This is a genomic window from Sphingobium sp. CFD-1 (assembly GCF_024611115.1).
GTDB lineage: Bacteria > Pseudomonadota > Alphaproteobacteria > Sphingomonadales > Sphingomonadaceae > Sphingobium > Sphingobium baderi_A.
The window spans coordinates 2,551,983-2,577,369 of record NZ_CP084398.1; the positions used below are offsets into that span (position 1 = coordinate 2,551,983).

Consider the following 25,387-nt stretch of genomic DNA (forward strand, 5'->3'; position numbering starts at 1 on the left):
TGGCGCATTTTCCGCTTCGCGCGCCGTCCGGAAATGCTTTCAAACAATATTCCCGACGATGGGCACTGTTTTTCGCCGCTCAGCCTTCCTATAGAGACCTCATGAAGAGAATTTTCGGGTGGATGCCCGGCATCGCGAGCGCCATGGTCCAGGGGCCATGGGGCGGTAAAAGCGACGGGCCGGAGGGCAATGACGGACCGGGCAAGGGCGGCGGGGGGAACGATGGCCCGCGCAACCCGTGGACCCAGCCAGGCAAATCGGGCGGGCAGAAAGGCCCCTCCGCGATCGAGGAACTGCTGCGCCGCAGCCGCGAGAGCTTTGGTTCGGGCGGTGGCGGCGGGCTAGGCGGACTGCCGCCCCGCGCCAATGGGAAGGCGTTGTGGCCGCTCGCCATCGGTATCCTCATTCTGTTGTGGCTGGCGCTTACATGTTTTCACCGCGTGGGTCCGCAGGAACGCGGCGTCGTCACGCTGCTCGGCAAATATAGCCGCACGCTTTCGCCCGGTATCAGCCTGACGCTGCCCGCGCCGTTCGAGAATGTGACGACGGTGGATGTCGAGGAAATCCGCACCATCGACATCGGATCGACCAGCGCCGAAAGCGAAAACCTCGTCCTGACGGGCGATCAGAACATCATCGACCTGGCTTATTCGGTCCGCTGGAACATCCGTAATCCCGAACTCTATCTGTTCCAGCTTTCCGATCCCGACGCGAGCGTCCGCGAAGTCGCCGAAAGCGCCATGCGCTCGGTCGTCGCCAGCGTCAGCCTGGACGACGCGCTGGGCGCGGGCCGCACCGAGATCGAACAGCAGGTCGAATTGCGGATGCAGGAAATCCTCGACGGCTACAGGTCCGGCATCCGCGTGCAGGGCGTCGCGATCAAGCAGGCCGATCCGCCCACCGCCGTCAATGACGCGTTCAAGGCGGTCTCCGCCGCGCAGCAAACCGCGCAGACCTACCTCAACGAAGCACGCGCCGCCGCCCAGCAGGTGACGGCCAAGGCGCAGGGCGAGGCCGCCGCGTTCGACAAGGTGTTCGAGCAATACCGGCTCGCCCCGGACGTCACGCGCCGCCGCATGTATTATGAAACCATGGAGAGCGTTCTGTCCAACGTCGACAAGACGATCGTCGAAAGCGGCAACGTCACCCCCTATCTGCCGCTGCCCGAACTCAAGCGCCGGGCGCAGGCCGCCACCGCCGCGCCAGGCAACGCCGCGCAGGCCGAGGGGGATCAGTGATGCCCGCATTCCAACGCCATCCGATCGCCATCGCGCTCATCGCCATCGCGTTGCTGCTCCTGCTTGGCAGCACCATCGCCATCGTGCCGGAAACCAAGCAGGGCGTGGTCGTGCGCTTCGGCGATCCCAAGGCGATCATCAACCGCTATCGTCCGAACGAAACCTTCGGGAAAACCGGCGCGGGCGTCATCATGCGCTGGCCGTTCATCGACCAGATCGTGTGGATCGACAAGCGCGTCCTGTCGGTCGAGATGGAGCGGCAGCAGGTGCTGTCGACCGACCAGCTTCGCTTGCAGGTGGACGCCTTTGCCCGTTACCGCATCGTCGATCCGCTTCGCATGTATATCGCGGCGGGAAGCGAGGAACGCGTGTCCGACGCGCTGCGGCCCATACTCGGCTCGGCGCTTCGCAACGAACTGGGCAAGCGGCCTTTCGCGGCGCTGCTCAGCCCCGAGCGCGGCCAGGTGATGCAGAATATCGAAGCGGGCCTCGACCGCGTCGCGCGGCAATATGGCGCGGAAATCGTCGATGTCCGCATCAAGCGCGCCGACCTGCCCGACGGCACGCCGCTGGAAAGCGCCTTTACCCGGATGCGGACCGCGCGCGAGCAGGAAGCGCTCACCATCCGCGCGCAGGGCGCCAAACAGGCCCAGATCATCCGGGCCGAAGCAGACGCGAACGCCGCCCGCATCTATGCCGAAAGTTTTGGCAAGGACCCGCAATTCTACGATTTCTATCGGGCGATGCAGTCCTATCGCTATACCTTCGCGACCGACAAGCCGGGGCAGACCAATATGGTCCTGTCCCGCGATAATGAATTCCTCCGGCAATTCCAGGGGCGATGAGGTCATTACGGAACCAGAGTCATTCAATATGGGTTAAGGCAGGGCGGCGCATCCAGGACTCTCCTAGAGTCCCGCCCTTCCATTCCCGAAGATCATGAGAGGACCGTCACGAGTGCGTTACGCTTATGCCATTACCGGCGCCCTGCTGCTTGGCGGCACCGCCATCGCCGTCACCTCAAGCCCCAATGTCGGCGCGCAGACCGCGCAAAATGAAGGAATGCAGGCCGCCGCGCCCGCAGGAGCGCCCGCCAGTCTGGCCGACATGGTGGAAAAACTGCAACCCGCCGTCGTCAACATTTCGACCAAGCAGCGCGTACAGGTACAGAACCCCTTCGCCGGCACGCCCTTTGGCGACCTGTTCGGCTTTGGCCAGGGTGGAGGCGGAGGCGGCCAGCCACAGACCCGTCAGGCGCAATCGCTCGGCTCCGGCTTCATCATCTCGCCGGACGGCTATATCGTCACCAACAACCATGTGGTGTCCGCGGGCGCGGAAGGCGCGAGCGTCGATTCGATCACGGTGACGCTCACCAACCGCGAGGAATATCCCGCCAAGCTGGTCGGCCGCGATCCGGCGACCGACATCGCCGTGCTGAAGATCGACGCGAAGAAGCCCATGCCCTTCGTCAAGTTCGGCGACAGCACCCGCGCCCGCGTGGGCGACTGGGTGGTGGCCATCGGCAATCCCTTCGCCCTTTCGGGCACGGTGACGGCGGGCATTATTTCCGCCCTGCATCGCGGCACCGGCGGCACCTATGACAAGTTCATCCAGACCGACGCGTCCATCAACCAGGGCAATAGCGGCGGCCCGATGTTCGACATGGCCGGCAACGTGATCGGCATCAACAGCCAGATCCTGTCGCCTTCGGGCGGCAATGTCGGCATCGGCTTCGCCATTCCATCGGAGCAGGCGGCGCCCATCGTCGAAACGCTTCGCAAGGGGCAGATCGTCAAGCGCGGCTATCTGGGCATCCAAATCACGCCGCTGGGCGAGGACATGGCCGATTCCCTGGGGCTGGCGAAGAACCGTGGCGAATTCGTCCAGAGCGTCGAGCCGGGCAAGGGCGCGGACAAAGCAGGGATCAAGGCGGGCGATGTGATCGTCAGCGTCGCCGGGCAGGAAGTGACCCCGGACCAGAATCTGTCGTCCATCGTCGCGAATCAGGCGATCGGCGCGCGCGTGCCCATCGTCATCATCCGCAACGGCCAGCGGCAGAATGTCACCGCCATCGTCGGCGAACGCCCGCCCGAAGATCAGCTCAACAACTTCGCGCAGCAGCAGGATGACGATGCGCTTGGCCAGCAGGACAATGGATCGGATAACGGGCAGGCCGCACAGAAGTCGCTCGGCATTTCCGCCATTCCGTTGACCTCCAGCATCATCCGGCAGCTGGGCATCGCGGCCGATACGCGCGGCATCGTCATCACGGCGGTCGACGCTTCCACCGATGCGGGGGCGAAGGGCCTGCGTCGCGGCGACGTCATCATCAGCGCGAACAACCGCCCCGTCGTCAGCCAGTCCGATCTGGATGCGGCAGTGAAGCAGGTGTCGTCGCAGGGCCGCAGCGCGATCCTGTTGCAGGTGCTGCGTCGCGGACAACCGCCGATCTTCCTGCCCGTGCGGCTTCGCGACAAATAAGGCTGGGCAGGACAGCGGATCATGATGGGCCGCGCCTGCCGGATCAGTTCCCCTTCCCATAAACGGGGAGCGGGCTGAACCGGCAAGCGCGGCCCAATGTTTTTTCGAGGGAGCGTGGGTCAATGAGCGACGGCATTTTCATCGGTTTGGGCGCGCCGGAAAAGGATGGCGGCCTGCCCCAATATCTGAACCTGCGGCGCGCCAACCGCCATGGCCTGATCGCTGGCGCGACCGGCACCGGCAAGACGGTGACACTGCAAGGGATCGCCGAAAGCTTTTCCGCGCTGGGCGTGCCGGTGTTCCTGTCCGATGTGAAGGGCGACCTGTCAGGCATATCCATGGCGGGATCGCCGACGGCGAAAAATGCCGACAAGCTGGTCGAGCGGGCCAAGGAAATCGGCATCGAAAATTACAGCTATGCCGACAATCCCGCGATCTTCTGGGATCTTTACGGTGAGCAGGGCCATCCGATCCGCACCACCGTCAGCGAAATGGGCCCGCTGCTGCTGGCGCGCCTGATGGGCCTGAACGAAACGCAGGAAGGCGTGCTGTCCATCGCTTTCAAATATGCCGATGAGGAAGGGTTGCTGCTGCTCGACCTTGCCGATTTGCAATCCATGCTGGCCTATTGCGCGGACAATGCGGACAGCCTGTCGTCGCGCTATGGCAATGTGACCAAGGCCAGCGTGGGCGCGATCCAGCGCCAGCTCCTTCAGCTCGAAAGCCAGGGCGGCGCGCATTTCTTCGGGGAACCGGCGCTCGACATCCATGATTTCCTGAAGGTCGACGACAAGGGCCGCGGCTATATCAACATCCTGGCTGCCGACAAGCTGATGCAGAGCCCCAAGCTCTACGCCACATTTCTGCTGTGGCTGCTTTCCGAACTGTTCGAAACGCTGCCGGAGGTGGGCGACCCGGACAAGCCGGTGCTGGTATTCTTCTTCGACGAGGCGCATCTGCTGTTCGACGATGTGCCGCCCGCGCTGGAGGACAAGATCGAACAGGTGGTTCGCCTCATCCGATCCAAGGGCGTGGGCGTCTATTTCGTCACCCAGAACCCGATCGACATTCCCGAAGCCGTGGCGGGCCAGCTTGGCAATCGCGTGCAGCACGCCCTGCGCGCCTTTACACCCCGCGACCAGAAAGCGATCAAGGCGGCGGCGGATACATTCCGCATCAACCCCGACCTTAAGGTCGAAACCGCCATCACCGAACTCAAGGTCGGCGAAGCGCTGGTTTCCCTGCTTCAGGAAGACGGATCGCCCAGCATCGTGCAACGCACGCTGATCGCCCCGCCCCGGTCGCGGCTTGGCCCCGTGGATGCCAAGGAACGCGCGATCATCCAGTCGATTTCGCCGTGCACGGGCAAATATGACGCCGCCGTCAATCGGGAGTCGGCGCAGGAAATCCTCGCCGCGCGCGGGCAAGCCGCCGCTGCGTCTGCCGAAGCGGCCAAGGCGAAGGCGGAAGCCGACAAGGCCGCCGCCGCTCAGGCCAAGGTCGAAGCCAAGCAGCGCGAGCAGGAGTTGAAGGAACAGGCCCGGCGGGATGCGGCGGCCCAGCGGGAAGCGGCCAAGCCATCAGCCCTCGACAAGGCGGTCCAGTCCGCCACGCGCTCCGCTGCTTCCTCGGTCGGGCGCCAGGTGGCCAATGAGCTTGGCCGCGCCGTCTTTGGCGGATCGAGCCGTAGCTCTGGCGGGATTGCAGGCAAGCTGGTGCGGGGCATATTGGGGGGGCTGTTCAAATAGCCGCGTATGACCGCTTTTCCCGCGCCGATGATGACGGTATCATAGCAGTCCAGACAGGGAGGACGGCATGACCTTGGCAGCGCGGCGGACAGTTTTCACGATGACGGCTCTCGCCCTTGGCCTGACGGCCGGGACGGCGGCCCTCGCCCAAAGCCACGGCGATCTGCATCGCGCCGTCGGCGCCGCGATCCTGAGCGACATCGCCAGCGACCGGCAGGCCGAGCGCGACGCCAAGCGGCAACCCTATGTTTCGCCCGGCTCCGGCTATGGCTCCATCGCGACGGCCCACGGCGCGCGTGACGCCTGCGCGCAGAAGGCGCTCGCACAGGCGGGAGCGGGCGCGAAGATCATCGGCACACCCAGCGCGAACAGCATGGCGACCGGCTGGGAAGTGGAAGGCATGGTGGCTCCCGCGACCGATTCATCTGTCCCGTTCGTCTGCTCGGTGCGTAACGGTTCGGTGACGGGCATCCTGCTGCGCCGCGACGAATAGAATCGCCCGGCCTTCCCCTTGCAGGTTCCGGCCCGCAAGGCCGCAGAGGAATCGGAGTTTCCGTGACCGCCAAAGCGCGGACATGGAAGCAGCAAGAATTACTGCTTCCCTTTCCTTGCCATATGGTTGCCGTTTGCAACCCGGCGCGGCTAAGGAAAGCGCATGACGTCCCCTCACGCGCCGCGGCATCCGCTTCACTATCCCGATTTCCGCGCATATCTGGCGGGCCGTTTCGCAGCGGTGCTTGCCCAATATGGCATGATGATCGTGCTGGGATGGCAAGCCTATAACGTCGCCCGCGAGACGATGAGCACATCGGGCGCGGCGGCCCAGCTTGGCCTGATCGGCCTCGCGCAGTTCGTGCCGCTCTTCTTTCTGACGCCGGTGACGGGGTGGGTCGCCGATCATTTCGACCGGCGCATCATTACGCGCGTAACGTTGACGCTGCTGACATTATCCTCTGGCCTGCTCGCCTTCGCGACATGGGAAGGCTGGATCAGCCTGCCGCTGATCTTCTGCATCGCGGCCATCGTCGGCATTGCCCGCGCCTTCAACGGGCCGGCCTATAGCGCGCTCGCGCCCAATCTGGTGCCGCGCGAAGTGCTGCCCAACGCCATCGCCATTTCCAGCGTCGTGTGGCAGACGGGCATGATCGCCGGGCCCGCATTGGGCGGCTATGCCTACGCAGCCGAGCCATGGGGCGCCTATGCGCTGGCGTCGGCCTTGTTCGCCATGGCGCTGATCTGCATGATGCTGATCGGGCCGGTGCCGCAGCCGCCGCGCGACACCAGCCGCCATCCGATCCGCCAGATGATCGACGGCTTCGCCTATGTCCGCACCAACCGGCTGGTGCTGGCCGCGATCACGCTGGATCTGTTCGCGGTGCTGCTGGCGGGCGCGACCGCATTGCTGCCCATCTATGCCCGCGACATATTGCATGTGGGATCGACCGGCCTTGGACACCTGGCGGCTTCCCCCGGCATTGGCGCAGGCGTCACCGCGCTCTATTTCTCATTCCGGCCGATGAAGAAAGAAGTGGGCCTCAAGATGCTGGGGGCCGTGGTCCTTTTCGGCCTTGCCACCATCACCTTCGGCTGCACCGCTTTCCTGCCCCGGAGCATCGCGATGGAAGTGGGGATCGCATCCCTGATCGCACTGGGCAGCGTCGATATGGTGTCAGTCTATGTCCGGCAGTCGCTGATTCAGCTTCACACGCCCGACGCCATGCGGGGCCGGGTGTCGAGCCTGTCGCAACTCACCATCTCCGCCTCCAATGAGCTGGGCGAGGCGGAGTCCGGTTTCCTCGCCGCGCTGGTCGGCCCGATTGCGGCCGTGATCGGCGGAGGAATCGGCGCTATTGTCATCACCCTTGTCTGGGCGCGCCTGTTTCCCGAATTGCGCCTTGCACGCACCTTCGACCCACCCGACATAAGGGAGGCGGACATCAGCCAGGAGAAGTCCTCATGAAAGCTGCCAATATTCTCGAAACCATCGGCAACACGCCGCATATCCGCATCAACAAGCTGTTTGGCGACGCGGAAGTATGGATCAAGTCCGAACGCTCCAACCCCGGCGGGTCGATCAAGGATCGCATCGCCCTCGCGATGATCGAGGCGGCGGAGGCTTCGGGCGAACTCAAGCCCGGCGGCACGATCATCGAGCCGACCTCCGGCAATACCGGCGTCGGCCTGGCCATGGTCGCCGCGGTCAAGGGCTATAAGCTGATCCTGGTCATGCCCGAAAGCATGTCGATCGAGCGGCGGCGCCTGATGCTGGCCTATGGCGCGCGTTTCGACCTGACGCCGCGCGAAAAGGGCATGAAGGGCGCCATCGAGCGCGCGCTGGAACTGATCGACCAGACGCCGGGGTCATGGATGCCGCAGCAGTTCGAGAATCCCGCCAATATCGACGTGCATGCCCGCACCACCGCGCAGGAGATCGCCCATGATTTCGCCGATGCGCCCATCGATGCGCTGATCACGGGCGTGGGCACGGGCGGCCATATCACCGGGGCCGCCGAGGTGCTCAAGAAACTGTGGCCGAACCTGAAAGTCTATGCGGTGGAACCCACGCTTTCCCCTGTCATCAGCGGCGGACAGCCCGGACCCCACTCTATTCAGGGAATTGGCGCGGGGTTCATTCCGGCCAATCTCCATACGCAGTTGCTGGACGGCGTGATTCAGGTCGATCCCGCCGATGCGAAGGACTATGCCCGGCGCGCGGCAAGCGAAGAAGGATTGTTGGTTGGCATCTCATCCGGCGCGACGCTGGCGGCCATCGCCCAGAAGATCAGGGAACTGCCCGCCGGGAGCCGCGTTCTGGGCTTCAACTATGACACTGGCGAACGCTATTTGTCCGTTCCCGATTTCCTGCCGGAATAAGGGTAAGCCGGAAGCGGCATGACGGACGCTCTCCCTCGGAGGGAGCCGCATCCGCTGGTGTGGCTCGTCTGGCTTGCGCTGTTCGTCGGGCTGCCGATGGCCATCGCGAGCTGGGAAGCGCGGGAACGCCCCTTGACGGCTCCGCGCTTCACCGCTGCCGATGCGGAGCGCACGATCCGTCCACCCAGTCCGCCCCCACCCGTCGAACCGGTGGAAGTTTACGACATCGATCGCGATCAGGCGCGGACGCTCAACGCTTCCGTGCCCTTTTCGCATGGCCCCAATCCGGCGGCGCGGCCCTTTCAGTTCACCGGGCCTGCGGACGATCTGGCCCGCGCGACCGACTGCCTCGCCGCCGCCCAGCTTTATGAGGCGGGCGACGATGCGGTGGGCGAACGGGCGGTCGCGCAAGTCGTGCTCAATCGCGTGCGGCATCCCGCTTTTCCCAAGACGGTGTGCGGTGTCGTCTTTCAGGGGCAGGAACGGGCGACGGGATGCCAGTTCACCTTCACCTGCGACGGCGCACTGGCCCGCTCGCCGGGCCAAGCGGCCTGGGAACGGGCACGCGCCATCGCGCAACAGGCGTTGGCGGGCAAAGTGTTCAAGCCTGTCGGCTACGCCACCCATTATCACACCGACTGGGTGGTACCTTACTGGAGCGGCACGCTGGACAAGGTGACGGCGGTGGGGACGCATCTGTTCTTCCGCTGGCGCGGCTGGTGGGGGACGCCGCCCGCCTTTCGGAAAGCGCAGGAGACAAACGAGCCGGTCATCAGCCGGATCGCCCGCCTGTCTCCAGCGCATCAGGGGCTGCCCGGCCTGATGCCTGGCCTGACGCCGTCGTTGCTGGTGGGCGGCACAGCGGCCGAGCTGGCGGGGAAGCCGCAACAGCCGGTGGAGGGTAATGCCATCGCCGGGGCGCGGCTGGTGGTAGCCGTTCCGGGCGGCAAGAGCTTTCTGGTCGAGCTGGCGAAGGAGAGCATGGCGGACAACTGGCCCGTCATGGCGCGCACTTTCTGCGCGGGCCGGCGGGAGTGCCGCATCATGGGCTGGCGTGTGGGGAGCGCACCCACCAGCGTGCCCTTGTCGGGCGAACAGATGGAGAGCATGACCTTCGCCTATATCCACAATGCGGCGACGGGGTTGCAGCGGTCCTTGTGGAACTGCGCCCAGTTTCCGCGCGCTAACCGCAATGAATGCATGCGTCAGCGCGAACCGGTCATCGCAGAGGGGCCGAGCGCGGCGGCGGATGCTCCGAAACCCGCCCCTCCCGCCCTGCTGGGCGTTCGGCGGAAGGAGCGCTTTGAAACGGTGAAGATCGCGCCACCAACCTTGCCGGTCGTCGCGGCGCCGGCGGCGAAGCCATAAAGGCAGCGATGCGATTTGCGGGGAGGCGGGTAGAAGCGATCCCTCCTCCCCCTTCACAAACCGGGACGTATATCCTATATGCCTTTCTGAAATCCGGTCGATCCGCCGCTTTTGCGGAGTTTGACTGGCCCACGATCCCACCGGGGTCCGAAACCGGGTAGCGCGCGGTTTTCGGCGGAATTGGGTGAGTTCGGCGGGTGCACAAGACGCTGACAGTGCGGATCGGACAGTCCCGGCCCGCACTTTTTTGCGTGGCGAATCGAGTCGAATCCGGCCCGAAAATCGTCCCGTCAGGCTGAGTTTTCGCTGCGATGCGAAAAAATGCGACGAACAAAAGGCAGGAAACGCATGGCGACCAAAGCTCTTCCCCCCATCAGCAACACCGGCGCGAAGAAGCGCATCCGCAAGGTGTTCGGCGACATCCACGAAGTGGTGCAGATGCCGAACCTGATCGAGGTCCAGAGGGAGAGCTACGAGCAATTTCTGCGGTCCGATCCCAAGATCGGCTATGTTTCGGGCCTTGAAAAGACGCTGCGCTCCGTCTTCCCGATCCGCGACTTTGCGGGCACGGCGGAAATGGACTTCGTCCATTATGAGCTGGAAGACCCGAAATATGACGTAGAGGAATGCCGTCAGCGTGGCATAACCTACGCCGCGCCGATGCGCGTCACGCTGCGCCTGATCGTGTTCGAAGTCGACCAGGACACCGAAACCCGCTCCGTGCTCGATATCAAGGAGCAGGACGTCTATATGGGCGACATGCCGCTCATGACCGGCAACGGCACCTTCATCGTCAACGGAACCGAGCGCGTCATCGTGTCGCAGATGCATCGCTCACCAGGCGTGCTGTTCGACCATGACCGGGGCAAGACGCACTCGTCGGGCAAATATCTGTTCGCCGCGCGCGTCATCCCCTATCGCGGTTCGTGGCTGGACTTCGAATTCGACGCCAAGGACATCGTCAACGTCCGCATCGACCGCAAGCGCAAGCTGCCGGTCACGGCGCTGCTCTATGCGCTGGGTCTGACGGCTGAGGACATGCTCGGCTATTTCTACAACAAGGTCGTTTTCGTCCGTGGCGAAGGCGGCTGGCAGATCCCCTATCTCGCCGAAGCATGGCGCGGTCAGAAGCCCGCTTTCGACATCGTTGACGCCAAGTCGGGCGAAGTCGTCTTCGCGGCAGGCCACAAGATTTCGCCCCGCGCCGCCAACAAGGCGGAAAAGGACGGGCTTGAAACGCTGCTGATCCCGACCGAGGAAGTCTATGGCCGCTACAGCGCCTATGACCTCATCAACGAAGCGACTGGCGAAATCTATATCGAGGCGGGCGACGAAGTGTCGCCGGAGAACCTGGAAAAGCTGGACAAGGCGGGCATCGACCGGCTCGAACTGCTCGACATCGACCATGTGACCACCGGCCCGTGGATCCGTAACACGCTGAAGGCCGACAAGGCCGAGGAACGCGATCAGGCTCTGTCCGACATCTATCGCGTCATGCGCCCCGGCGAACCGCCGACGAAGGAAACCGCCGAGGCGCTGTTCGCGGGCCTGTTCTTCGACCCGGAACGCTATGACCTGTCCGCTGTGGGCCGCGTGAAGCTCAACATGCGCCTTGACCTCGACGCAGAGGACACCGTGACGACGCTGCGGGTCGAGGACATCCTCGCCGTGGTCAAGGAACTGGTGAACCTGAAGGACGGCAAGGGCGAGATCGACGATATCGACAACCTCGGCAACCGCCGTGTCCGTTCGGTGGGCGAGCTGCTGGAGAACCAGTATCGCGTCGGCCTGCTCCGCATGGAGCGCGCGGTCAAGGAACGCATGTCGAGCGTCGACGTGTCGACCGTGATGCCGAACGACCTCATCAACGCGAAGCCCGCCGTGGCTGCGGTGCGCGAGTTCTTCGGTTCCTCGCAGCTTTCGCAGTTCATGGATCAGACCAACCCGCTGTCGGAAGTCACCCACAAGCGCCGCGTGTCGGCGCTTGGGCCGGGCGGTCTGACCCGCGAGCGCGCCGGCTTCGAAGTGCGCGACGTTCACCCGACCCATTATGGCCGCATCTGCCCGATCGAAACGCCGGAAGGCCCGAACATCGGTCTGATCAACTCGCTGGCCACATTCAGCCGCGTGAACAAATATGGCTTCATCGAAACGCCCTATCGCAAGGTGATCGACGGCAAGGTGACGAACGACGTCGTCTATCTGTCGGCCATGGAAGAAGCCAAGCACACCATCGCGCAGGCGAACGCCGAAGTGAACGCCGATGGCTCGCTGGCCGAAGACCTGATCTCCGCGCGGGAAGCGGGCGAATTCCTGATGGCGCCCCGTGACCACATCACATTGATGGACGTCAGCCCCAAGCAGCTCGTGTCGGTTGCAGCTTCGCTCATTCCGTTCCTGGAAAACGATGACGCTAACCGCGCGCTCATGGGATCGAACATGCAGCGTCAGGCGGTGCCGCTTGTCCAGGCCGAAGCGCCCTTCGTCGGCACCGGCATGGAAGGCACGGTCGCGCGCGATTCCGGCGCGGCCATCGCGGCCAAGCGCGCAGGCATCGTCGATCAGGTCGACGCGGCCCGTATCGTCATCCGCGTGACCGGCGATATCACTGCCGGACAATCGGGCGTCGATATCTACACGCTGCAGAAGTTCCAGCGTTCCAACCAGGACACCTGCATCAACCAGCGTCCGCTGGTGAAGGTGGGCGACCTCATTGAAGCCGGCGACGTGATCGCGGACGGCCCGTCGACCGAGTTCGGCGAGCTGGCGCTGGGCCGCAACACGCTGGTCGCGTTCATGCCGTGGAATGGCTACAACTATGAGGATTCCATCCTCATCAGCGAACGCATCGTGAAGGATGACGTCTTCACCTCGATCCATATCGAGGAGTTCGAAGTCATGGCCCGCGACACCAAGCTGGGGCCGGAAGACATCACCCGCGACATTCCAAACGTCGGTGAAGAAGCGCTGCGTAACCTCGACGAGGCAGGCATCGTCTATATCGGCGCCGAGGTCGAACCCGGCGACATCCTGGTCGGCAAGATCACGCCCAAGGGCGAAAGCCCGATGACGCCGGAAGAAAAGCTGCTGCGCGCCATCTTCGGCGAAAAGGCGAGCGATGTGCGCGATACGTCCCTGCGCCTGCCGCCGGGCGTTGCCGGCACGGTCGTCGAGGTGCGCGTGTTCAACCGCCACGGCATCGACAAGGACGAGCGCGCCATGGCGATCGAGCGCGAGGAGATCGATCGTCTGGCGAAGGACCGCGAGGACGAACGCGCAATTCTGAACCGCGCGACCTTCAACCGCCTGCGCGAAATGCTGCAGGGTCAGACCGCCACGGCCGCGCCCAAGGGCATCCGCAAGGGTGTGGCGATCGACGAGGCTCTGCTGAACGAGGTCGAGCGCCACGAATGGTGGAAGTTCGCGGTCGAGGACGACAAGATCCAGAGCGATCTGGAAGCCGTCAAGGCACAGTATGACGAAGCCGTCCGCTCGATCGTCGAGAAGTTCGAGGACCGCGTCGACAAGCTGCAGCGCGGCGACGAACTGCCCCCGGGCGTGCTCAAGATGGTCAAGGTCTTCGTCGCGGTGAAGCGCAAGCTGCAGCCGGGCGACAAGATGGCCGGCCGTCACGGCAACAAGGGCGTGATCTCGCGCATCCTGCCGATCGAGGACATGCCGTTCCTAGAGGACGGCACCCATGTCGACATCGTGCTCAACCCGCTGGGCGTGCCGTCGCGCATGAACGTCGGGCAGATCTTCGAAACGCATCTGGGCTGGGCCGCGCGTGGCCTCGGCCAGCAGCTCAAGCACGCGCTGGAAGATTGGCGGGAAGCCAATCCGAACGCGCAGGCTGGCGACATGCCGGATGCGGTCAAGACGCGCCTGCTCGAAACCTACGGCCCGCAATATGCGGACCAGATCAACGGGCGGACCGCGGACCAGATCGTCGATCTGGCGCAGCATCTGGAACGCGGCGTGCCGATGGCGACGCCGGTGTTCGACGGTGCGCGCGAAGCGGACGTGTCGGCGATGCTGGAACTGGCGGGGCTGAACTCGTCGGGTCAGAGCGACCTGTATGACGGCCGCACGGGCGACAAGTTCGACCGTAAGGTGACGGTGGGCATCATTTACATGCTCAAGCTGCACCACTTGGTCGATGACAAGATTCACGCCCGTTCCATCGGCCCCTACAGCCTCGTCACCCAGCAGCCGCTGGGCGGTAAGGCGCAGTTCGGCGGCCAGCGCTTCGGTGAAATGGAGGTGTGGGCGCTCCAGGCCTATGGCGCCGCCTACACGCTGCAGGAAATGCTGACGGTGAAGTCGGACGACGTGGTCGGCCGCACCAAGGTCTACGAAGCGATCGTCAAGGGCGACGACACCTTCGAAGCTGGCATCCCCGAAAGCTTCAACGTGCTCGTCAAGGAAATGCGCTCGCTGGGCCTCAACGTCGAACTCGCCGCGATGGACGAGATCGAAGAAGACGGCGACGGCTTCGCGCAGGCGGCAGAATAAGGGAACCTGCGGGCACTGTCTCCCAAAGGCAGTGCCCCTTCCCTCCTTCGCAGCTCCCAAATTTACCCTCTAGAGGGACTTGAATTATGAACGAACTGACCAACTTCGCGAACCCCGTCCAGAAGGCGGAGACCTTCGACCAGATCCAGATCGGCCTTGCCTCGCCCGAGCGCATCCGGTCCTGGTCCTTCGGCGAGATCAAGAAGCCGGAAACCATCAACTACCGCACGTTCAAACCCGAACGCGACGGCCTGTTCTGCGCGCGCATCTTTGGTCCGATCAAGGATTATGAGTGCCTGTGCGGCAAGTACAAGCGCATGAAGTACAAGGGCATCGTCTGCGAAAAGTGCGGTGTCGAAGTCACGGTGTCGAAGGTCCGCCGCGAGCGGATGGGCCATATCGAACTGGCCGCGCCGGTCGCGCATATCTGGTTCCTGAAGTCGCTGCCCAGCCGCATCGGCCTGCTGCTCGACATGCAGCTCAAGCAGCTTGAGCGCGTGCTCTATTTCGAAAGCTACATCGTCACCGAGCCGGGCCTGACCCCGCTGGAGAAGTTCCAGCTTCTGACCGAGGACGAACTGCTCGACGCGCAGGACGAATATGGCGAGGACGCCTTCACCGCCGGGATCGGCGCGGAAGCGGTCAAGCAGATGTTGATGGACCTCGACCTGGAAGGCGAGAAGGTCGCGCTGCTCGACGAGCTGGCCACCACCAAGTCGGAACTCAAGCCCAAGAAGATCATCAAGCGCCTGAAGGTCGTCGAGAGCTTTCTGGAATCCGGCAATCGCCCGGAATGGATGATCCTGGACGTGGTGCCGGTCATCCCGCCCGAACTGCGCCCGCTGGTGCCGCTGGACGGCGGCCGCTTCGCGACGTCGGACCTCAATGACCTGTATCGCCGCGTCATCAACCGTAACAACCGCCTGAAGCGGCTGATGGAACTGCGCGCGCCGGACATCATCGTCCGCAACGAAAAGCGCATGTTGCAGGAAGCCGTCGACGCCCTGTTCGACAATGGCCGCCGCGGCCGCGTCATCACCGGCGCGAACAAGCGTCCGCTCAAGTCGCTGTCCGACATGCTCAAGGGCAAGCAGGGCCGCTTCCGCCAGAACCTGCTCGGCAAGCGCGTCGACTATTCGGGCCGTTCGGTGATCGTGACGGGCCCGGAACTCAAGCTGCATCAGTGCGGCCTGCCCAAGAAGATGGCGCTCGAACTGTTCAAGCCCTTCATCTACGCGCGGCTTGACGCCAAGGGTCTGTCCATGACCCTCAAGCAGGCGAAGAAGTGGGTCGAGAAGGAGCGCAAGGAAGTCTGGGACATCCTGGACGAAGTGATCCGCGAGCATCCGGTCATGCTGAACCGTGCGCCGACACTCCACCGTCTGGGCATCCAGGCGTTCGAACCCGTGCTGATCGAAGGCAAGGCGATCCAGCTTCACCCGCTGGTCTGCTCGGCGTTCAACGCGGACTTCGACGGCGACCAGATGGCCGTGCACGTTCCCCTGAGCCTTGAGGCCCAGTTGGAAGCGCGCGTGCTGATGATGTCGACCAACAACATCCTCAGCCCCGCGAACGGCAAGCCGATCATCGTCCCCTCGCAGGACATGGTGCTGGGTATCTATTACCTGTCCATGGAACGCGAAGGCGAGCCGGGTGAAGGCATGCTGCTGGCCGACATGCAGGAAGTGCATCAGGCGCTCTTCGCCAAGGCAGTGACGCTGCACACGAAGATCACCAGCCGCGTGCCGCAGACCGACGAAGCCGGCAATCAGTATATGAAGCGCTTCGAGACGACGCCCGGCCGCATGCTGCTGGGCGAGTGCCTGCCCAAGAGCCACAAGGTGCCCTTCGACGTCGTCAACCGCCTTCTCACCAAGAAGGAAATCGGGGACGTCATCGATCAGGTCTATCGCCACACCGGCCAGAAGGACACGGTGCTGTTCGCCGACGCGATCATGGCGCTGGGCTTCCGCCACGCGTTCCAGGCGGGCATCTCGTTCGGCAAAGACGACATGGTCATCCCTGATTCCAAGGAAGGAACCGTTGCGGAAACCAAGGCGCTGGTGGCTGATTATGAACAGCAATATCAGGACGGCCTGATCACCCAGCAGGAAAAGTACAACAAGGTGATCGACGCCTGGAGCCGTTGCGGCGACGTGGTCGCGAACGCCATGATGGACGAAATCCGCGCCCAGCCCAAGGACCCGCAGACCGGCCGCCTGGCCCCGATCAACTCCATCTACATGATGGCGCACTCGGGTGCGCGTGGTTCGCAGGCCCAGATGAAGCAGCTTGCCGGTATGCGCGGCCTCATGGCCAAGCCGAGCGGCGAGATCATCGAAACGCCGATCATCTCGAACTTCAAGGAAGGCCTCACCGTCCTTGAATATTTCAACTCCACCCACGGCGCCCGCAAGGGTCTGGCCGACACCGCGCTCAAGACGGCGAACTCGGGCTACCTGACCCGCCGTCTGGTGGACGTGTCGCAGGATTGCACCATCGTCGAAGAGGATTGCGGCACCGAAAAGGCGCTGGAGATGAAGGCGATCGTCCAGGGCGGCAGCGTCATCGCCTCGCTTGGCGAGCGTATCCTGGGCCGCACCACGGCCGAGGATATCGTCGACACGAAGGACGGCCGCATCGTGGTGCCGGTCGGCACCCTGTTGGACGAGCCTCTCGTGGCTGAGATCGAAGCCATCGGCACGCAGGCGGTGAAGATCCGCAGCCCGCTGATCTGCGAAAGCAAGATGGGCGTTTGCGCGAAATGCTATGGCCGTGATCTTGCTCGCGGCACGCCGGTCAATATCGGCGAAGCGGTCGGCGTCATCGCGGCGCAGTCCATCGGCGAGCCGGGCACGCAGCTCACCATGCGGACCTTTCACATCGGCGGCGCGGCGAACTTCAACGAAACGTCGAACCTGGAATCCATGTCGGACGGCACGATCGAGCTGCGCGACATGCCGACCATCACCGACAAGCAGGGTCGCCGCCTGTCGCTCGCCCGCAATGGCGAGATCGCGATCATCGATTCCGAAGGCCGCGAACGCGAAACGCACCGCCTGCCTTACGGCGCCACCATCCTGTTCGCGGATGGCGACACCGTGAAGAAGGGCGACCGCTTCGCCGAGTGGGATCCCTTCACCATGCCGGTCATCACCGAAAAGCCGGGTGTCGTGAAGTATCAGGATCTGATCGACGGCAAGACGCTGACCGAACAGACCGACGAAGCCACCGGCATCGCGCAGCGCGTGGTCACGGAATTCCGTGGCGCCGCCCGCACGAAGGAGGATCTGCGTCCGCGCCTCACTCTGCTGGACGACGAATCCGGCGAGGCCGCCCGCTACATGCTGGCGGTGGGTGCTACGCTGTCGGTCGATGACGGAGCGCAGGTGCAGGCCGGTGACGTGCTGGCGCGTGTCTCCCGCGAAGCCGCGAAGACCCGCGACATCACCGGCGGTCTGCCGCGCGTCGCCGAACTGTTCGAAGCCCGCAAGCCCAAGGACAATGCGATCATTGCCAAGGTGTCGGGCCGCGTCCAGTTCCTCAAGGATTACAAGGCGAAACGCAAGATCGCCATCAATCCCGAGGATGGCGGCGAGCCGGTCGAATATCTGATCCCCAAGAGCAAGGTGATCGACGTTCAGGAAGGCGACTTCGTGAAGCGCGGCGACAATCTGATCGGTGGTTCGCCCGATCCGCACGACATTCTGGAAGTGCTCGGCATCGAGCCGCTGGCCGAATATCTGGTCGCGGAAATCCAGGAAGTCTATCGCTTGCAGGGCGTGAAGATCAACGACAAGCACATCGAAACGATCGTTCGTCAGATGCTGCAGAAGGTCGAGATCATCGAGTCCGGCGACACCACGCTGCTGGTGGGCGAGCAGGTCGACCGCGAGGAAATGGACGAGATCAACGCCAAGCTGGCACCGGGCTTTGCGCCTGCGGCTGGCAAGCCGGTGCTGCTCGGCATCACCAAGGCGTCGCTCCAGACCCGTTCGTTCATCTCGGCCGCGTCCTTCCAGGAAACCACCCGCGTCCTTACGGAAGCGGCGGTTCAGGGTAAGAAGGACACGCTGGTCGGTCTGAAGGAAAACGTCATCGTCGGCCGCCTGATCCCGGCGGGCACGGGTGCGGGCATGAACCGGATGCGCGTTGCCGCCTCGTCGCGTGACGCGGCGCTGCGAGCCGCGCTGCGCGCTTCAAGCCAGGTCGATCTGATCGCGCCAAAGACCGCCGCGCAGGAACATGCCGCTGAACTGGCGCAGGGTCCCGAAGCGGCGATCGGCGACGATCCGCTGGGCGCTGTCCAGGGTGAGGACTTCACCACACAGGATATGGACTGAACCATCAGAAAGGGGCCGCTTTCCACCGGGAGAGCGGCCCCTTTTCATTTGGGAATGGCGCAGTTTGTAAACAGCCCGAACGTATGGGCAAGGGGACTTATCACCGGGCTACCGGAGATGGACCTGATCGGCCTGACAATGTCCGCCCTTCCTGCCTCGGCCATTCGGCCTGGCAAAGGTCGGTCGAACCGCGTTGCGGAAACTAGGTCTGATGGGTTTCAGAACCCCTTGACCTGACCAAAAACCAAGCCTATTTGCGCCTCTCCGGACGGAGCATGGCTTCGTTCTGATGCCCGATCGTCTAAAGGTAAGACTACGGACTCTGACTCCGTCAATTGAGGTTCGAATCCTCATCGGGCATCCACTTCCCATGTAAGCAGATGAAAACGCGGCCTGTTATGGGGGATTTTCTTGCATTCCCCGGCAAGCGCGCCGCGTTATCCGCCATGCCAGCGGCAGAAATCGTCCTTCGTGGCGCGGTCTGTTATGGCGCGACAGACAGGGAAATGCGGGCTCTGCGCGGTCAGGACGCCCATCGGCACATCGGGTAACTGCGCGCGCGGGACGAAGGCGACGGGGCAGGCCACCGGCACAAGCTGCGATCCGGCGCCGGCCTGAAGCGTGGTCAGCAGACCGAACATCTGCCCTTCGCGTGTGGGGCGGCCCAGGATGATGAGGCGATGCTGCCCCGCTTCATTGGTCGCCAGATAGGTATGACCCGACAGATTGGGCATGGAAACATGCCCCGCCTGCGCGAAGGCACCGTCCGCCCTGTCCGATTCCGCAAAGCGCAGATGGCCCGCTGCATCATCCCAGAACAGCGTCGTGCGATAGGCGTTGAGCGCCCCCGGCGTGCCGAAACTGGCGCGCAGGGTAAGATAGTCGCCCTCGATCCAGCGGACAGCGGCGCGGCTGTAAGCACCCATATGATCCGGGGCGAGACCGGGAGCAGCCGCAACCTCTCCATGGCCGGGCTGGCCGCGCAGGCTGACGCCGAGGGCTTCTTCCAGGCGGATGACGGTGGCAAGGGTGAAGGGGCGACTGCCCGCCAGCGCCTTTTCCAGCGTGGACAGGCTGATCCGCGCCATATCGGCCACTGCCTGACGGGAAATGCGGCGGCGCGCCAGTTCCTCGCGCAGGCGGTCGGCTATGGCGTCCCCTTCCCCCTGCGGCAATTGCGCCTGATCCGACATGCTTTCCCCTTCACAAAATGATGCGGACAATTCCGCACAAAACCGCACATCCCGTCAAGTCCGTTCCTTCGTTCCGCACGGATGCGCCGGAGAAGGCGGAAACTGGCCTGCATTGCCCATGGCTGTACGGCGGACCCGCTGCCTATTGGAAAGGCTCCGCTAATGATGGAGCTTTGCCATGTCCCCTCTCCCCTTCCCCAGCCGGTCGCGGCATCGGGCCTTTCTGGGCCTGTTCCTGCTGATCGGCCTGATCGCCGCCATTTTCCTGACCAGCCGCCTGACGGCATCCGAGCCGGAGGGCGATCCCGATGCGATCGGCAGCGGCACGCTGATGCTGCGCGGCAAGGGCGTGGCCACCGCTTTGCCCGCCATGCGGCTGGGCACCGACATGGACGTACGCGTCAGCGGCCAGATCGCTCGCGTGCGCGTGACGCAGGCTTTCCGCAACAGCAGCACCCAATGGATGGAGGCCACCTATCTCTATCCGCTACCCGATGACGGCGCGGTCGACAGCCTGAAAATGGTCGTCGGCCAACGCGTCATCATCGGCCGGATCAAGCGGCGTGAGGAAGCGCGGGCCATCTACGAAAAGGCGCGCGAGGAAGGGAAGAAGGCGGGGCTAGTCGAATCCGAACGGCCCAATATGTTCCGCAACAGCGTCGCCAATGTGGGGCCGGGCGAAACCGTGCTGGTCGCCATCGAATATCAGGCGCCGGTGCGGCAACTGGGCGGGGAATATGCGCTGCGCCTGCCGCTGGTGGTTGGGCCGCGCTATGTGCCGCCGCATACGCTGAAGGACGGGGCCACCGTGGCCGATGCCGGAAATGTCACCGCGCCGCTGTCGCATCCGGCGCTGGGGAAAGAAATCAACCCGGTCTCGATCACCGTGCGTCTCGATCCCGGTTTCGTACCCGCAAACCTCATCAGCCCGTATCATCATATTGCCGTGGAGCAGGACGGGGCGCAGGCGCGGACGATCAAGCTGGCCGATGGACAAGTGCCCGCTGACCGCGATTTCGAACTGCGCTGGCGGTCCGCGAGCGCCGATCCAACCATCGGCCTGTTCCGGCAGGCGGTGGATGGCCAGTCCTATCTGATGGCGTCGATCACACCGCCAAGCCGCGATACAAAGGCTCCGGCGGCACCGCGCGAGATGCTGTTCGTAATCGACAATAGCGGCTCCATGGGTGGGCAGTCCATGGCGGCGGCGAAGGAAAGCCTGCTTTATGCGCTGGATACGCTGGGGCCGCAGGACCGGTTCAACGTCATCCGCTTCGACGATACGATGACCCGCCTGTTCGAACGCAGCGTGCCTGCCTCGGCCGACCAGATTGCGCTTGCCCGGCGCTTTACCGAGGGACTGGAGGCCAATGGCGGCACGGAGATGCTGCCCGCACTGGAGGCCGCGCTGGAGGATGCCAATCCGGCGGATGCCAGGACCGTGCGGCAGATTGTGTTCCTGACTGATGGCGACCTGTCCAACGAGAAGGAGATGATGGCGGCCATCGCAGCCAAGGGAGGACGCAGCCGGGTCTTCATGGTCGGCATCGGGTCCGCACCCAACAACTATCTGATGCGCCGCATGTCCGAAGCGGGCCGGGGCACCTACACCAATATCGGTTCGGGCGAGGAAGTCGCGGCGAAGATGACCGCCCTGCTCGACCGGCTGAAGGCTCCGGTCGTGCGCGACCTGAAAGTCAGCGTCGACGGCGCGCCGCTGGACCTGACGCCCCGCCGCCTGCCGGACCTTTATGCCGGGGAGCCGCTGGTGCTGCTGGGCAAGGGCGATGCGCTGTCGGGCAAGCTCACCGTGTCCGGCATGATCGGGGACCGGCCCTGGTCGCAGCGGGTGGACCTGTCGCAAGCCGTGGACAGCCCCGCCGTCGCAAAGCTGTGGGCCAATCGCCGCATTGCCGATGTCGAAGCCGCCCGCGCGGCGGGGGAAACGGATGATGCGACGGCGGATGAAGCCATCGCGCAACTGGGCCTGAGCTACAGCATCGTCACCCGCCAGACGAGCCTTGTCGCGGTGGACGAAACGCCCAGCCGCCCCGACGGCGTAGGGCTGACACGGGAAGAATTGCCGTTGCTGCTGCCCGCCGGATGGGATTTCGACACGCTGTTTGGCGGACAGGCGACTCATGTGGCGGCAAAGGGCGACATGCAGCCCGCCGATCAGGCCGAGGCGATGGACCTGCCCCAGACGGCGACCGGCTATGCCCTGCTGATCGGACAGGGGCTGCTGTGCCTGCTGATCGGCCTTGCCGGGTTGGTGTGGATGCGCCGGGAGGCTCGGGCATGAGCGGCGCTGCGATCTCGACCGCAAGGAAAGGAGGGCGCGCCTTCGGGCGCGTCCTTCAGCGGACAGTGCTGATCGCGCTGTGCGTAATCGGCCTGACGCTGATGGCGTGGGGCGCGATGGTTCCGCTCAAGGCATGGGCCGCGCAGATATTGCTCGACCGCGCCTTTGATGAAAGCGTCTCGCGGGGTCGGCCGGTCAAGCCGTGGCCCTGGGCGGATACCGCGCCGATGGCGCGCATCAGCGTGCCCCGCCTTGGCGTTCGCGAGGTGATTCTGTCCGGCGGATCGGGGCAGGCCATGGCGTTCGGGCCGACACTGTTGCCCGCCGCACAGGGTCATGACCGCATCACCATCATGGCGGCGCATCGCGATACGCATTTCGCTTTCCTCGCGCGAGCGAAAGTGGGCGACATTGTTCACGTCCAGCCGATCAGCGGCACGGCCCACCGCTATCGGATCACGGGGTTTGAAGTCGTGCGCTGGGACCGTTTCGCCTATCCTCGCGATCCGGCGCGGCCCATGCTGGCGCTCACCACCTGCTATCCCTTTGGCGCGGGCGGGCATGGACCGATGCGGATGGTGGCATGGGCGGAGGAAGACAGATGATTGCGCCTGTTCCCGTCCGCGACCGATGCTATGCTGCATCCTGGTCCGTATGACATGGGAATGTAGGGGAATGATGAAAAGCCTTGTCCGCGCAATCGCCGGGATGATGACCGCCATGATGCTGGGCGCTGGATCGGCCGCGCTGGCCCAGTCCGCGCCGGTGGAGGAAGGCACCTATGTCCTTGAAGGCGGAAGCTACAGCATCACCGTGGAAAAGACCGCGACGGGCCTGATGGTAAAGGAACCGAACAAGGATTCCCCCTATCAGCCAGCGGGAGCGGACCGGCCTGACACCTATCTCTTCTTCAACCCCAATACCGGCTACACCTATGGCATCAGGGGTATCGATAGCCAGACCATAGAGGCGTTCAAGGATGTGGCGGGCAATGTGCCCACACGGCTGAAGCGATTGGGCGGGCCGCCCGCCGCGCGTCCGATCCGGGCCATCGATCCGGGGCCGTCTGGCGCTCCGGCGGAAGGCGCGGATGCGGATGTGGCGCGCAAATATCAGGCGCTATCGACCAGCGACCCCGACAATGCACAAAGCTGGACCGCCTGTTCGGCCGCCGCGCTCAAGCGCAGTATCGCCACCGGGCCGGAGGCCGATGCCTATGGAATGCAGGTGGCGCAGATGCTGCGGCTGATCGCGGTCAATGGCGAGGTGACGCCCTGCCCGGACGCTATTCCGCAGACGCTGTGGGACAAGGCGAAGGGTATTGACGATCTGGGCAAGGGCGATGCCGCCGCGAGGGCGGCTGGCACCACGCCAGCCCCTCCCCCTCCTGCGCCGGATGCCGACCGGGCGGACCGGCTGCGCCTGAATGCCGACATGGCCGCCAAGGCCGCGGCTGACACGGAGCGGATCAAGTCGGACAAGGACGCCTATGCCGCCGCGCTGGCGGAATCGCAGCGGGCGCAGGACCAGTATCAGCGCGAACGGGAAGCCTATGAAGCCGAATCGGCGCGCGTGAAAGCGGCGCAGGAAGCCTATGACGCGCAAATGACCCGTTATCGCGCATCGGGGGGCCGGACGACGCCGCAATGAAGCTGCGCCGGATCAGCGCGCTGCGATACCCAGGGCGACGGCTTCGGCGACCTTGATCCCGTCGATCGCGGCGGAAAGGATGCCGCCCGCATAACCCGCGCCCTCGCCCGCCGGATAGAGGCCCGCGACATTCAGACTCTGGAAATCCTTGCCGCGCGTGATGCGGATGGGGGAGGATGTGCGGGTTTCAACGCCGGTCATGATGGCGTCCGGATGATCGTAATTCGCGATCTGGCGGCCGAAGGCAGGCAGCGCTTCGCGGAACGCCTCCAGCACGAAATCGGGCAGAAATGAAGACAGGTCAGTCAGTGTCACGCCAGGCTTGTAGGACGGTATGACTTCGCCGAGCTGCGTGGATGCGCGGCCCGCGAGGAAATCGCCAACCGTCTGCCCCGGCGCGTTGTAGGAGGAGCCGCCCGCGACATAGGCCAGCGATTCAAGGCGGCGTTGCAGGTCGATGCCCGCCAACGGGCCTTCGGGATAGTCGCGTTGCGGGTCGATGCCGACGACGAGGCCGGAATTGGCGTTGAATTCGGCGCGGCTATATTGGCTCATGCCGTTTGTGACGACGCAGCCTTCCTCCGACGTGGCGGCGACAACACGGCCGCCGGGGCACATGCAGAAGCTGTAGACCGTGCGGTCATTGGCGCAGTGATGGGCAAGGCTGTAGGCCGCCGCGCCCAGCGCGGGATGCCCCGCGCACTGGCCGAAACGGGCGCGGTCGATCCAGCTTTGAGGGTGCTCGATGCGGACGCCGATGGAAAAGGGCTTGGGTTCGATATGCACGCCGCGTCGATGCAGCATCTCGAAAGTCGGGCGCGCGCTGTGACCGACCGCCATGACGACATGATCCGCTTCGATGAAGCTCCCACCGTGGAGATGCAGGCCGCGCAGGCGCTGCGTGCCGTCGCCCTGCCGTTCCAGTTCGATGTCTTCGACGCGGTGCTGCCAGCGATATTCGCCGCCCAGCGCCTCGATCTGGCGACGCATCGCCTCCACCATGGTGACGAGGCGGAAGGTGCCGATATGAGGATGGGCTTCGGTGAGAATGTCGTCCGGCGCGCCCGCCTCGACAAATTCCTCCAGCACCTTGCGGCCCAGAAAGCGGGGGTCTTTCACCCGGCAATAGAGCTTGCCGTCGGAAAAGGTGCCCGCCCCGCCCTCGCCGAACTGGACATTGCTGTCGGGATTGAGTTCGCCGCGCCGCCACAGGCCCCATGTGTCCTTGGTGCGTTCGCGCACCACCTTGCCCCGGTCGAGGATGATCGGGCGGAACCCCATCTGCGCGAGGATCAGGCCCGCAAACAGGCCGCACGGCCCCGCGCCGATGACGACGGGGCGCTTGCCGGACCAGCCTTCGACCGCTTTGGCCACGAACTTATAGTCCGTGTCGGGGCGTGGGCGAACGTCATGATCCTTGTCGAAGCGCGCCAGCACTGCCGCTTCGTCGGTCAGTTCCACGTCGACGGTGTAGACGAGCTGGATCGCATTCTTGCGCCGGGCGTCATTGCCGCGGCGAACGACGACGTGGTTCAGCAATTCGTGCGGCGCGATCCCGAGGCGCTCGCAAATGGCGGCGGGCATCGCCTCGGCCGGGTGGTCGAGGGGCAGCTTCAGTCCCGAAAGGCGCAACATGAGGATGCCCCCTAATGGATGCGGGCGGGAAAGGGAACCG

General features: G+C 64.3%; 15 protein-coding genes and 1 tRNA gene. 14 read left to right on the forward strand and 2 right to left on the reverse strand.

Annotated features, from left to right (window positions below; genetic code table 11):
* Window positions 1-101: 101 nt before the first annotated feature.
* The 11 genes from hflK (at window position 102) to LDB26_RS12970 (ending at window position 18,931) form a co-directional block, all read left to right on the forward strand.
* Window positions 102-1,238: an FtsH protease activity modulator HflK gene (hflK, locus tag LDB26_RS12920; protein WP_197413620.1), complete on the forward strand. Its 1,137-nt coding sequence runs from the start codon at window positions 102-104 to the stop codon at window positions 1,236-1,238.
* The gene (hflC, locus tag LDB26_RS12925) at window positions 1,238-2,083 is read left to right on the forward strand and encodes a protease modulator HflC (RefSeq protein ID WP_062067322.1); all 846 of its coding nucleotides are present in this window, start codon (window positions 1,238-1,240) and stop codon (window positions 2,081-2,083) included. Before hflK ends, hflC begins: the two co-directional genes overlap by 1 nt.
* A gap of 112 nt (window positions 2,084-2,195) precedes the next feature.
* Window positions 2,196-3,719, forward strand: a complete 1,524-nt coding sequence (locus LDB26_RS12930; protein ID WP_062067325.1) for a Do family serine endopeptidase — start codon at window positions 2,196-2,198, stop codon at window positions 3,717-3,719.
* 122 nt (window positions 3,720-3,841) lie between these two features.
* Entirely contained in the window at window positions 3,842-5,467 is a 1,626-nt protein-coding gene (locus LDB26_RS12935) for a DUF853 domain-containing protein (RefSeq protein WP_257538689.1), read from the forward strand.
* A 67-nt stretch (window positions 5,468-5,534) separates the two neighbouring features.
* Window positions 5,535-5,960, forward strand: a complete 426-nt coding sequence (locus LDB26_RS12940; protein ID WP_062067331.1) for a hypothetical protein — start codon at window positions 5,535-5,537, stop codon at window positions 5,958-5,960.
* Window positions 5,961-6,122: 162 nt separating this feature from the next.
* Window positions 6,123-7,427, forward strand: a complete 1,305-nt coding sequence (locus tag LDB26_RS12945; RefSeq protein WP_257538691.1) for an MFS transporter — start codon at window positions 6,123-6,125, stop codon at window positions 7,425-7,427.
* Window positions 7,424-8,341 (forward strand): cysteine synthase A, encoded by a 918-nt coding sequence (gene cysK / locus LDB26_RS12950; protein WP_062067344.1) that lies wholly within the window; start codon window positions 7,424-7,426, stop codon window positions 8,339-8,341. Before LDB26_RS12945 ends, cysK begins: the two co-directional genes overlap by 4 nt.
* 18 nt (window positions 8,342-8,359) lie before the next feature.
* Window positions 8,360-9,709, forward strand: a complete 1,350-nt coding sequence (locus LDB26_RS12955; protein ID WP_257538694.1) for a cell wall hydrolase — start codon at window positions 8,360-8,362, stop codon at window positions 9,707-9,709.
* Window positions 9,710-10,057: 348 nt separating this feature from the next.
* Window positions 10,058-14,224 carry a DNA-directed RNA polymerase subunit beta gene (gene rpoB / locus LDB26_RS12960; RefSeq protein WP_062067350.1) on the forward strand — a complete coding sequence of 1,389 codons (4,167 nt, stop codon included), beginning with the start codon at window positions 10,058-10,060 and terminating at the stop codon, window positions 14,222-14,224.
* A gap of 86 nt (window positions 14,225-14,310) precedes the next feature.
* Window positions 14,311-18,567, forward strand: a complete 4,257-nt coding sequence (rpoC, locus tag LDB26_RS12965; protein WP_257538696.1) for a DNA-directed RNA polymerase subunit beta' — start codon at window positions 14,311-14,313, stop codon at window positions 18,565-18,567.
* 290 nt (window positions 18,568-18,857) lie between these two features.
* Window positions 18,858-18,931, forward strand: a tRNA-Gln gene (locus LDB26_RS12970).
* 73 nt (window positions 18,932-19,004) lie between these two features.
* On the opposite strand, the gene LDB26_RS12975 is transcribed toward LDB26_RS12970, so the two are convergent.
* Complete coding sequence (locus LDB26_RS12975; RefSeq protein WP_257538698.1) at window positions 19,005-19,760, reverse strand: helix-turn-helix transcriptional regulator; 756 nt, start codon at window positions 19,758-19,760, stop codon at window positions 19,005-19,007.
* Window positions 19,761-19,938: 178 nt separating this feature from the next.
* On the opposite strand from LDB26_RS12975, the gene LDB26_RS12980 reads away from it, so the two are divergent.
* The 3 genes from LDB26_RS12980 (at window position 19,939) to LDB26_RS12990 (ending at window position 23,712) form a co-directional block, all read left to right on the forward strand.
* A complete protein-coding gene (locus tag LDB26_RS12980; RefSeq protein ID WP_257538700.1) occupies window positions 19,939-22,062 on the forward strand; it encodes a marine proteobacterial sortase target protein in 2,124 nt (707 codons plus the stop codon).
* Window positions 22,059-22,667 carry a class GN sortase gene (locus LDB26_RS12985; RefSeq protein ID WP_257538702.1) on the forward strand — a complete coding sequence of 203 codons (609 nt, stop codon included), beginning with the start codon at window positions 22,059-22,061 and terminating at the stop codon, window positions 22,665-22,667. Before LDB26_RS12980 ends, LDB26_RS12985 begins: the two co-directional genes overlap by 4 nt.
* Window positions 22,668-22,737: 70 nt before the next feature.
* Window positions 22,738-23,712 (forward strand): hypothetical protein, encoded by a 975-nt coding sequence (locus LDB26_RS12990; protein ID WP_257538704.1) that lies wholly within the window; start codon window positions 22,738-22,740, stop codon window positions 23,710-23,712.
* 12 nt (window positions 23,713-23,724) lie between these two features.
* On the opposite strand, the gene LDB26_RS12995 is transcribed toward LDB26_RS12990, so the two are convergent.
* On the reverse strand, window positions 23,725-25,347 hold the full coding sequence (locus LDB26_RS12995; RefSeq protein WP_257538706.1) for an NAD(P)/FAD-dependent oxidoreductase: 1,623 nt from the start codon (window positions 25,345-25,347) through the stop codon (window positions 23,725-23,727).
* Window positions 25,348-25,387: the final 40 nt, after the last annotated feature.

What these genes read in the sequence shown, in the direction of transcription:
- hflK (WP_197413620.1), top strand. Translation starts at nt 102, where the DNA reads ATGAAGAGAATTTTCGGGTGGATGCCCGGCATCGCGAGCGCCATGGTC.
- hflC (WP_062067322.1), top strand. Translation starts at nt 1,238, where the DNA reads ATGCCCGCATTCCAACGCCATCCGATCGCCATCGCGCTCATCGCCATC.
- LDB26_RS12935 (WP_257538689.1), top strand. Translation starts at nt 3,842, where the DNA reads ATGAGCGACGGCATTTTCATCGGTTTGGGCGCGCCGGAAAAGGATGGC.
- LDB26_RS12940 (WP_062067331.1), top strand. Translation starts at nt 5,535, where the DNA reads ATGACCTTGGCAGCGCGGCGGACAGTTTTCACGATGACGGCTCTCGCC.
- LDB26_RS12945 (WP_257538691.1), top strand. Translation starts at nt 6,123, where the DNA reads ATGACGTCCCCTCACGCGCCGCGGCATCCGCTTCACTATCCCGATTTC.
- cysK (WP_062067344.1), top strand. Translation starts at nt 7,424, where the DNA reads ATGAAAGCTGCCAATATTCTCGAAACCATCGGCAACACGCCGCATATC.
- LDB26_RS12955 (WP_257538694.1), top strand. Translation starts at nt 8,360, where the DNA reads ATGACGGACGCTCTCCCTCGGAGGGAGCCGCATCCGCTGGTGTGGCTC.
- rpoB (WP_062067350.1), top strand. Translation starts at nt 10,058, where the DNA reads ATGGCGACCAAAGCTCTTCCCCCCATCAGCAACACCGGCGCGAAGAAG.
- rpoC (WP_257538696.1), top strand. Translation starts at nt 14,311, where the DNA reads ATGAACGAACTGACCAACTTCGCGAACCCCGTCCAGAAGGCGGAGACC.
- LDB26_RS12975 (WP_257538698.1), bottom strand. Translation starts at nt 19,760, where the DNA reads ATGTCGGATCAGGCGCAATTGCCGCAGGGGGAAGGGGACGCCATAGCC.
- LDB26_RS12980 (WP_257538700.1), top strand. Translation starts at nt 19,939, where the DNA reads ATGTCCCCTCTCCCCTTCCCCAGCCGGTCGCGGCATCGGGCCTTTCTG.
- LDB26_RS12985 (WP_257538702.1), top strand. Translation starts at nt 22,059, where the DNA reads ATGAGCGGCGCTGCGATCTCGACCGCAAGGAAAGGAGGGCGCGCCTTC.
- LDB26_RS12990 (WP_257538704.1), top strand. Translation starts at nt 22,738, where the DNA reads ATGATGAAAAGCCTTGTCCGCGCAATCGCCGGGATGATGACCGCCATG.
- LDB26_RS12995 (WP_257538706.1), bottom strand. Translation starts at nt 25,347, where the DNA reads ATGTTGCGCCTTTCGGGACTGAAGCTGCCCCTCGACCACCCGGCCGAG.